General features: G+C 41.9%; 6 protein-coding genes and 2 pseudogenes. 1 reads left to right on the top strand and 7 read right to left on the bottom strand.

Features of this window, described 5'->3' with window-relative positions; genetic code table 11:
* Positions 1 to 143: 143 nt before the first annotated feature.
* The 4 genes and pseudogenes from tnpC to tnpA all read right to left on the bottom strand — a co-directional run bounded on the left by tnpC (position 144) and on the right by tnpA (position 3,096).
* Positions 144 to 1,760 (bottom strand): IS66 family transposase, encoded by a 1,617-nt coding sequence (gene tnpC, locus OQE68_RS28430; RefSeq protein ID WP_180571841.1) that lies wholly within the window; start codon positions 1,758 to 1,760, stop codon positions 144 to 146.
* Positions 1,761 to 1,821: 61 nt separating this feature from the next.
* Positions 1,822 to 2,154 carry an IS66 family insertion sequence element accessory protein TnpB gene (gene tnpB, locus OQE68_RS28425; RefSeq protein WP_180571842.1) on the bottom strand — a complete coding sequence of 111 codons (333 nt, stop codon included), beginning with the start codon at positions 2,152 to 2,154 and terminating at the stop codon, positions 1,822 to 1,824.
* Positions 2,151 to 2,549 (bottom strand): hypothetical protein, encoded by a 399-nt coding sequence (locus OQE68_RS28420; RefSeq protein ID WP_180571843.1) that lies wholly within the window; start codon positions 2,547 to 2,549, stop codon positions 2,151 to 2,153. The genes tnpB and OQE68_RS28420 overlap by 4 nt, the downstream gene beginning before the upstream one ends.
* A gap of 90 nt (positions 2,550 to 2,639) precedes the next feature.
* A pseudogene (tnpA, locus tag OQE68_RS28415) lies at positions 2,640 to 3,096 on the bottom strand (IS200/IS605 family transposase).
* A gap of 215 nt (positions 3,097 to 3,311) precedes the next feature.
* On the opposite strand from tnpA, the gene OQE68_RS28410 reads away from it, so the two are divergent.
* Positions 3,312 to 6,425, top strand: a complete 3,114-nt coding sequence (locus tag OQE68_RS28410; RefSeq protein WP_180571523.1) for an AMP-binding protein — start codon at positions 3,312 to 3,314, stop codon at positions 6,423 to 6,425.
* A gap of 102 nt (positions 6,426 to 6,527) precedes the next feature.
* On the opposite strand, the pseudogene OQE68_RS28405 reads toward OQE68_RS28410, so the two are convergent.
* The 3 genes and pseudogenes from OQE68_RS28405 to OQE68_RS28395 all read right to left on the bottom strand — a co-directional run bounded on the left by OQE68_RS28405 (position 6,528) and on the right by OQE68_RS28395 (position 9,347).
* Positions 6,528 to 7,455: pseudogene (locus OQE68_RS28405) on the bottom strand (IS481 family transposase).
* 253 nt (positions 7,456 to 7,708) lie between these two features.
* On the bottom strand, positions 7,709 to 8,401 hold the full coding sequence (locus tag OQE68_RS28400; RefSeq protein WP_180571524.1) for an aminotransferase class IV family protein: 693 nt from the start codon (positions 8,399 to 8,401) through the stop codon (positions 7,709 to 7,711).
* 19 nt (positions 8,402 to 8,420) lie between these two features.
* Positions 8,421 to 9,347: an alpha/beta hydrolase family protein gene (locus OQE68_RS28395; protein WP_219340240.1), complete on the bottom strand. Its 927-nt coding sequence runs from the start codon at positions 9,345 to 9,347 to the stop codon at positions 8,421 to 8,423.
* Positions 9,348 to 9,387: the final 40 nt, after the last annotated feature.

Here is a 9,387-nt window from a genome sequence, read left to right as displayed (position 1 = left end):
TGGTTTTGCTTTTAGCCCCCTAAAAGGGGGTATCAGCTTGCCCTCTTAGAAGGCAAGCAAGCCATCCCCTACAGAAAATATAACGTGTCCTTACGACACCATAGCTTGAATTATAATTTTTTATCAGTATCAAAGTATCCCGCTCATTGAGCTGACGTAAAATTCCACGGTAGCCAATTTTCTGGGTTAGCTTTTACTGCTTCTTGATTTCGCTGAATGGCATTAAAGTAGTCAAACACATGAACCCCCGCACTGGCTGCTGTTGCAATCATTGATGTAATCACATCAGCCACATTGGCACCTGTTTGGGTTTTGAAAAACAAACTATTTTTACGCCCTCGTACCACTAATTTGAGGGTTGCTTCCATTTGATTGTTATCCAGCTTGGCACCTTCATGGGTGCAAAATCGAGTGAGTCCATTATAGTGGCGTTCAAAATAGCCAATGGCTTTGCCTAGTCCGCTATTTTTTTCTACTTTTCCGCTTTGTATTAGCTGGCTTCCCCATTCGCGGATCTTGGCCATAATAGGCAATGAATGCTGTTGGTGATATTCCAGTCGTTCTTTAGGTGACAAGCTGTCTTTTTTTGTCTGTTTCTCATGCGTCCAAATGTGGCCATATTGTTCCAACACATAATCAACTTCCTGGGGAAAGTGCTGAATAACATCCACAAACTGCCGTCTTCCGTGGCTATTGCAAAGCGAACGAATCATTTCGCACGGCACATGTGGGTTATTATTTGACAAAGCATCACTCATTAAAATGGGTGGTGGTTGGTCGGGTGAACGCTTTTCCAACAATTCATCCATGAGTTCACCTGCATGGCCAATATTGGTTTGAAATAGGGTGATTTCTTGCCCTGAGGGCAGTGTGGCAATGACACCTGAGGTATAAATACCACTTCTGAGTGTTGGCTTGTCACTCCCATGCCGCTTTTTCATCGTTGGCTGCTGGTCAAGAATACGGTGAGTAGTGTCATCCAAGTGGTAATGAATGGCATTTCCTGCCGCCGCTTTCATGATGTCAAACACGGCTTGTAAATCACTGGCTAAGTAGTTGCATTGATCAGCAATGGTAGAGGCACTGATGGATACCCCTAATAAGTCTTGTAAGCTCTGCTGGCGATAAAACGGTGAGCCTGCAAAATACTTATTCAAGGCCATCAGTGAGCGTGCAGAATAGCCATACATCTGGTCACCACTTCCATCGGCGTTGACCGACTCAGGTAAATCCGCAGTAAAAAATACACCACACGCATTACAGCGCAATCGCTCAAATAAGTGTTGTTCACGGGTATAGGGACTGTGACCGGTAATACGAAGCAACCGCGCCGGCTCATAGTGATAGAGCTTACCCAATGTACACTCTGGGCAACGCTCACCGGCTTGCAACCCAGCTATTGGATGGTGAATCGTTACTGGGGGTTGCTGTTTAACTGACTTCTTCTTTGATGGGGTAGACTGGTTGCTTTTTTTCTTCCGTGATCGGGGTTGGCCAGTGCCAGTGTTTCCTTGGTTGTTTTTTCCAAGTACATCACTGCGCTTTTCCGAGGACTTTTCAATACCTAACTGTTTACGTAGCTTATGCAGGGTAATATCTTGATTCTGCAATTGCTGATGCAGGTTGATCAGCGTTGATATGGCATCCAAGGCTTGCTGGCCCTGCTCTTTATTTAACGCCAAACCATATTCCATCGACTCACTGATTTTGTTTGTCAATACATCCAGCTCAGCAATATCAATTTCAACGTAAACCGTCACTGCTACCCCCTTATAGAAGGGTTCGCTAGCTTAATGATGAAATATAAAATAGCAAGTAAAATCATACGGTCTGTTTTGTGTGACTAAAAGATTGTCCTCTTAACAACACGATTAACTGCTTGGCTGCAATGGCCTGTGTTAAGACACCATTTGTCGGCCAACCTTGAAAGCGCCCTTGGGATAACCGCTTAGTCATGAGCCAAAAACCCGTGCCATCATAGTGCAATGCTCGAATCATGGTTTTACTGCGATTAATAAAAACAAATACGACACCTGTGCGAGGCTCTTGTTCAAGGGATTGCTTACATAAGGCGACAAAACCATCAATGCCTTTTCTAAAATCCGCAGGCTGAGTCGCCAACAAAATGTGCGTACTGGTTGTTAGCGGTATCATTTATAGTCCCCTTGTCCTGCCTGTAATTCACGCACGACTGCACTCAACTGCGAACCAGAAAGTTCACCTTGAATAGACATCTGCACGCCATGAGAAAGGGTTAAATGAATACGCAATGATGAATTGTATGTATGGTTATCAACGGGAGCAATCGGTTGTGTTAAAGCCACAAAATCAGAAGATGGATCATTACCTTGTTCTACAAGCTGCCAGCTTTTTAAGGCTGAATGGCTAAGCCCCAAGGTATTTATCACTTTAGAAACAGAGTAATGCTCTAATAATGCCAGGGCTTGTTGCCGCAATGCAGCTGGTGTCTTTTGTCGTTTACCAGGACGATTTTCTCGCCAGGCTTGAAAGGCTGCTGCGACTGATTCAAGGGATATTGAGTCTACCATAATACTTCCTTACAAATTATTCGGAAGCTAGTAAACCACTAAAAATTAATAAAGTTGAGCTAGGGTGTCGTAAGGACACAATATAACTAACTAAAAATCAAACTGTTCTTGTCGCTTTTCAAGCTCTTCTTGATACCTAACATAGCTCCTAATCATTTCTTCATTTAAACCTACCGTATCAACGCAATACCCTTTAGCCTAAAAATGATTGCCCCAATAAGGCCTCTTTTTCAGATAAGGATATTGCTTAAAAATCCTTATTGCTGTTCGACCTTTTAAGGTACCCATCAACTCAGATATGGATTGCTTGGGTGGAACACTTATCAATAGATGAACATGATCTGGCTGTACATTTAGCTCTATCACCCTACATTTTAGCTTTTGGCTATATACATAAATACTGTTGTACACATCATGCGCTACCCCTCCTGTCAATACTCTATATCTATACTTCGGCACCCTGTTGTGGCTTAATAAATTTGTACACCCAAACAATGTGGTATTGGCAGTGCCATATAACATGCGATAATCTTTCAAATCTGCTCATGCGTTTTTCCTTTACTAAGTTATGGGGATAACCAAGTAAACGAATACCATGAGCAGTTCCTTCAGGCACAGCCTTTCGCTGGCGATGACCACGCCCACAGGACGTGGTTTTTATTTATCAATAAAAAGTTGAATAGATAGCAGGGCACTGATGTGGTTACTCTAATGTCAGTGTTCTAAGGTGTGACATAGTAAATGTATTGTGAAGATAAGCGAATGAACGACTTTTTTGTGCGAAATAACTTTGAACAGAGAGGTGGGAGAAAAGGTTTTCGGTGTATCAATAAAGAAAATTTGGTTGCTGCCGGCTATATTGATGCATTGTCTGAAGTTGTCGATACAGATATAAAAAATAATAAAAACTGCGAAACAGTCTTTAATCTTTTGTGTGAATCAACCGCTGCTTACAAAAATCTTAGCTGTGATGTTACTAACAATGGGAGTGGGCAGATAGCATTAAAGGTGGCCTATCGGGATTTGAGTGCTAGGGTATTTGTATCATTTTTTATGGAGTTGGACCGGCAAAACCTGTTGGCTTCGGTGGTTTGTAGTTACTTGTTTTCTACACATAAAATCGTGTGCTTGCCAGCAGAAGGAAAAACAAAAAAAATATTCTTTAACATATCCGGTGCTTTGACAAAGGATGAACTTGATACCATTGTTTTTGCTGTTGATACACTGCTGGAAATAATGTCTATACAGCGAAGTGATAAGCTGCTTGCTCATATGGCCAGTAATGTTGTTGATGGCGAAGATGTTGCGTATCTGCACTCACATATTCCCAAAGATACTGCCAGAGCATGTTGTGGCGATAAAAAACTGACCTGCTTTGTCTACCCTAACTTTATAGCCGACCTTAAGAAGTGGGATACTAGCCTTGTAACATTCAATAAGCAGTCGCTGATGGAGGTGTGGCTTTATCTTTGCGATAGAATGCAGCCTTTTGTGTTGCAGAGCTATGTTATAGATAATACAAAGACAGAGGTATGTGTTGTTGTTTTACCTACATTGTATGAAAAGATAGTCGAGGGTGGAGAAGATTATGCTGTTTCTCTGCTTGATCAGGGGCTTGTGCTCGTTGGTAATTCGGATGGTGTGGTCATTCCTCCTGAAATGAAAAAAATAATGACATCTATCAAGTCGGAGGAGGGGGGCGAAAAGCTAGATATTGATGGAGATATCTTTCGGTTTGCACAAATAAAAGAAGTTCTGAAACACATTGCACAAGAAAAGTCGACAACTACAGAGCGTATTAAAATTGCAGTGCTATCCGATGACCGCGCAGCACCGCATTTGCACTCGCTAATTTCGCAGTACGATTGCTTCAATATTGTGACTGGTTATGATGCAAGCGTTGTCGTGGTATTCCCGACAGCGACATTTTGGAATCTCCAAGCTTATGAACAGCTTTCAGTATGTATTGATTTGCAAGGAAGTGTGCTAGATCGAGATGGTTGTATGCAGCGCCGAGCCGGGTTGCTGATGATAAGTGATGTTCATTATGATTTACCTGAAAGGAGTTGCCAAAGAGCACGTAGTTATATTTCAGGGGCAATGGTACTCAACTCACTAATGCAGTCGGCGATAATGGCAAAGCACACAGCATTGCTAGAAACGTTTTCATTAACCGGTAGTACTGTTGAAGATATTACTTCCGGGGTGGCGTCGTATGGTGGTGTGAGACCGCAGTTAATAAGTCAATACGGCCCGGTTGTTCAAGGAGAAATAGAAAGTGCTCTGCGATTTCAACGTGATATGGTGATGCAGAGATCGCGTACATATAGTGAAGTATCTCATGTAATACAAACACGTAATACACTGAAAACTCTTGATGATGATAAGACAAATCTGTGTCATTTTATTTTTAGGGAGGGGCGAAACTCCGCATTAATAGATCCTAATACCGGTGATCAGCTGAGCTATGAAGGACTTCGCGAAAAAGTAAAAAGTTGCGCCCGGAAATTTGATGAGTATAGATTAAAGGAAGGAAACATAGTTGCTTTAGCTGCTATTGATAGCATAGAGAGTGTTGTGATTATGCTCGCATGTTTTTGGCGTGGGCTGGTGTTTTGTCCCATAAATTATACTGCATCAACAGAAAATATAGGCAAAATGTTAGAAGCAGCGGCTCCGTCCATTATGATTTGTGACGTGGAAACGATAGCATTAAAACTACCGACTTTATTTGATGGGCTTACTGTTACACTTGATAGTGTTGTTGCTTGTGACAGTGGTGAAGCCGATGTTGGAGTGGCCGAAACGCCGGCATTATTGCCAAGAGAACATCCTGCCGTAGTATTGTTTACATCCGGGGCGACCGGGTCACCCAAAGCACTGATTCACGAACATAAGGACTTCATATTGTGTAACATGAATTACACACATACAGTCGTTGGTTTGGAATTGGGTGAGTGTGTATACACACCTTCAAGAATTTTCTTTGCATATGGTTTGAATAGCATCGTTGTGTCCTTGTTCTCGGGTGCAGTCCATGTTATTGCGGCACCGTTGGCGAAAGGAAAAAGCTACATTGAAATACTGAAACAATTTTCTGTAAATATTTTCTTTACTGTGCCAACGGTATTGAAAATGATGTTGCAACAACATGTAATTGAACATTGTGACTGTCCAGCCTTAAGATTGTGCATCTCTGCGGGGGAGGCTTTACCAGAGGCGCTTTATATGGAAGCAAAACAAATGCTTGCAACGGATGTGCTGGATGGTATTGGTACCACTGAAGTGCTATCGACATTTATTTCGAATCGGGATGGTTATAGTCGGCCAGGATCGAGCGGGCAGTTAGTGCCAGGGTTTTCTGTCAAGTTGATTAATAGTGATGGTAGCGCATGCCAAGTTGGTGAAGTGGGTTCTTTGTGGGTGAAGGGGAATACCTTGACCAAAGGGTACATTAATGATGCTAAAAGTGTAAATGCAGAATCATTTTCTGATGGTTGGTTTAATACCAAAGATCTGTATTATGTGGATGCTGAAGGGTTTTATTATCACATTGGTCGCACGGGGACAACATTAAAGATTAACGGTTGCTGGTTTTCTCCACAAACTCTTGAGCAGGTTTTAACTAAGCATCCTAAAGTAAAGGAAAGTGCCGTTTGGTTCAACAAAGATGAATTCGGCTTAACAAGACCCTCTGCGTTAATTGTCTTAGCCGAAGAGGTTTCAGACCTTATGCCACTGTGGAGAGAGCTAAAGGAATTTGCCCGCGATAAGCTAGGCAAAGCGCACTACCCACATCTTTTCCGCTCTGTGGATTCATTGCCTCGTACCAGTAGCGGGAAGTTGATTCGATATGCTCTTCCTGACCTTATTTAGATAGGGAGAGCGACAAGCAGAGATAGCCTCTGGTGTGCTTATCAGTTGTACTGACTCATATCTGATCTGACACTACCCGCTTTTTTTAGGTGCCCTGTCAGGTTAGATTTGGGTTAAATTTTTTTCAGCCCAAATCTGCTTGCCATCAAGTAAAGTTTGCATTGGAGTACGTCCATTACACATTTTTCCTTGATGAGTGCGGCGGTGATTATAATACGCTATCCATTCATCCAAGTCTTGTTGTAATTCCTCAAGGGTTGTATACACCTTTTTCCTAAAGGCTACTTGATAAAATTCATTAAGAATTGTTTTATGGAACCTTTCACAAATACCATTCGTTTGCGGATGCCGGGCTTTAGTTTTCGTATGATCAATAGCATTAATGGCTAAATAAAGCTGATAATCATGCTGTTCAACCCGACCACAATACTCTGTGCCTCTATCCGTTAATATGCGCAACATCGGCAACTGTTGTTCACCAAAGAAAGGTAATACTTTATCATTCAGCATGTCAGCTGCTGTGATGGGTGTTTTCGTCGTATAAAGCTTAGCAAAGGAGACTTTGCAGTAGGTGTCCACAAAGCTTTGTTGATAAACACGACCTACGCCTTTGAGCGTGCCTACATAAAAAGTATCTTGAGAGCCTAAGTAACCAGGGTGAGCGGTTTCGATTTCCCCACAGGCCTCATCGTCCTGCTGCTTTTTCTCTAGCGCCACTACCAGAAACAAAAATCCCTTGTTTTCTAAGCTCATTACTGGTTCGCTGTTGACCGTGAGCAGGCTGATCAAAGGCATGGGCTAATACGGCCTGTTCAGTCTGTTCATCTACTCGATTTTTTAAGTTGGGAACCCGCTTGCTTTTGTTAACAAGGGCATCAACACCACCTTCTTCTTTTAGTTCTTGATAACGGTAAAAGGTATCACGGGATACCCCCATCATTTTGCAGGCTTTAGACACATTACCTAGTTCTTCTGCGAGATTTAATAGACCCACTTTGTGTTTAATAACAGGATTGCTAGTATGGAGCATTGAGAGTTACCTTTTTGGTTTGATTTAAAGTTCTGACACCTTTAATCAAAGCGGGTAACTCTCAGTTTTCAAGTAAGAATTGTCTGATCAGATCGCGCCTAATACATATCAGTAAATGATAATTTTTGGGCTCTTCGCGTCTTTGCGTGGATCGTATAAATAATATACACCACGATTGGTTGCTAGAATTGAAGATTTCAATTAACGACTTATGTTTAGCAACCCTTCTAAATCAGGCATATTAAGCGATTAATTATCGATACAATGGCGCTGAATAGGTTTTCTCCAGTTGTGCTGGCTTTTTGATCATTCCACGCAAAGACGCGTAGAGCCAATAATTTTTGCGACAGAGCCCGATATTCTGTGTAGGTATTTGAGGCATATTATCAAAATCTTGCATCGCATTAATTAGCCCGATTTTGTCATATTGATACAGATCCATTGGCGTTATCGAGGTTTCGGTAATGATATTTTCCTCTAATAGCCTAGCCCTCTGAGTACCAGGTAACAAACAGGTATCAGGCGTCCACCATTGACCATCTTTGTACAGGACTAAATTGGCGGTCAAAGTGTCTGAAATGAAACCATTTTTGACAATAACAATATCATCACAACCCCCACGCTGCTCATATAGCACTTGCAGGTGACTTCGGTCCGAACATTTGTAGTGATATTCTATATTATCATCTTCCACAAGCTTCAAACTATTAACAGCCCGATACTCATGGGGCACAAATTCAATTTTCTCTATTTCCCTTTCATAAAGAACTCTGCATCGAAACACACCTTTGGTACAACCATCAGGCACCGTGATAACGCTCTTTAAATCGAGCTCACTTTTTATTTCAAAGTTTTCTTCTATAGTACGACTTAGGCGCTTACTATGGTACGAAAGATTATAAAGTTTTCCATCCCAGCACCGTATCGTCTCAAACCACCGAGACATCAACATTCCTTCTTTTTATCTAATCAGCAGAAATAAAATCCAAAACTTCCTGTTGAAATTCAACTTGAAACCGCTCTCGATCAAACCCCTCAGGATCTGTCGCAGGCCCCCCAACGCGAGCTTTCATCATTTCAGGAAAAGGACTTATGAACGAGTAGTGCCCCGCATTTTCTACCACCTTACAAGTCAATGCACTCTTATCACCAATACCTTTACTAACGGTATCAATGGTCTCTTGAACCCAAAGATCTTTTTCTGCAAGCACAAGTAATGTCGGGATATTAATATTAGCAAGTGCATTTTCATGCATAAACAAGCTGACATCAGGAGCTAAAGCAACGATTGATTTCACGCGTTTGTCTGGGCTCACGCCCACGGCTTGAGACTCCATTTCATTATCTCTTACAATTTTCGTCCAGTATGGGTGTTCCTGATTTTCAGGTGCATGACAAAAATCGACGAAAAAACCTGTATGAGGCTCTCCTCCTGCCAACGCAAAGGCTGTATACCCTCCAACAGAATGTCCAATTACAGAGACGGAATCACTATCGACACTCCCCTTAAGTGGTGCAAGCTCCGACACATAATCAATCACCTGTGACACACACCTAGGTCTGTTGACCATATTTTCATATGTATATTGCAATTTATTATCAAATACAGTGTCACCTGAATGTTCAGGTAAACATACAACAAACCCATTGCTAGCTAAAAAGTGTGCTAACGATCGAAACATCATGTTGGAACTACTTGACCCGTGCGAGATCACTACAAGAGGAAAATACCCTTCACATGCTTCTGCATTCATGGACACATTCATTGAAAAAGGACCAAAACTCACCTCAGTAGAGGCCACTTCGGTCGAGTATAAAATCAATGTTGAGAATTCAACCCCGCTGGCAGCGTCAACGATTTGCTCTCTACGACAAGCGACACAATTTCCCATGATACCCCCTTTCTAGGAAAATAAATATTTCTATTATTTA

Origin of the sequence: Spartinivicinus marinus (genome assembly GCF_026309355.1) — a bacterium.
GTDB classification, from domain to species: Bacteria; Pseudomonadota; Gammaproteobacteria; order Pseudomonadales; family Zooshikellaceae; genus Spartinivicinus; species Spartinivicinus marinus.
Note: the sequence above shows the minus strand (reverse complement) of the source record. Positions and strands in the feature narration are given on the sequence as shown.

Excerpts from the sequence above, each read along its gene's own strand:
- OQE68_RS28420 (WP_180571843.1), bottom strand. The coding sequence starts at position 2,549 with ATGGTAGACTCAATATCCCTTGAATCAGTCGCAGCAGCCTTTCAAGCC.
- OQE68_RS28410 (WP_180571523.1), top strand. The coding sequence starts at position 3,312 with ATGAACGACTTTTTTGTGCGAAATAACTTTGAACAGAGAGGTGGGAGA.
- tnpB (WP_180571842.1), bottom strand. The coding sequence starts at position 2,154 with ATGATACCGCTAACAACCAGTACGCACATTTTGTTGGCGACTCAGCCT.
- OQE68_RS28400 (WP_180571524.1), bottom strand. The coding sequence starts at position 8,401 with ATGTCTCGGTGGTTTGAGACGATACGGTGCTGGGATGGAAAACTTTAT.
- OQE68_RS28395 (WP_219340240.1), bottom strand. The coding sequence starts at position 9,347 with ATGGGAAATTGTGTCGCTTGTCGTAGAGAGCAAATCGTTGACGCTGCC.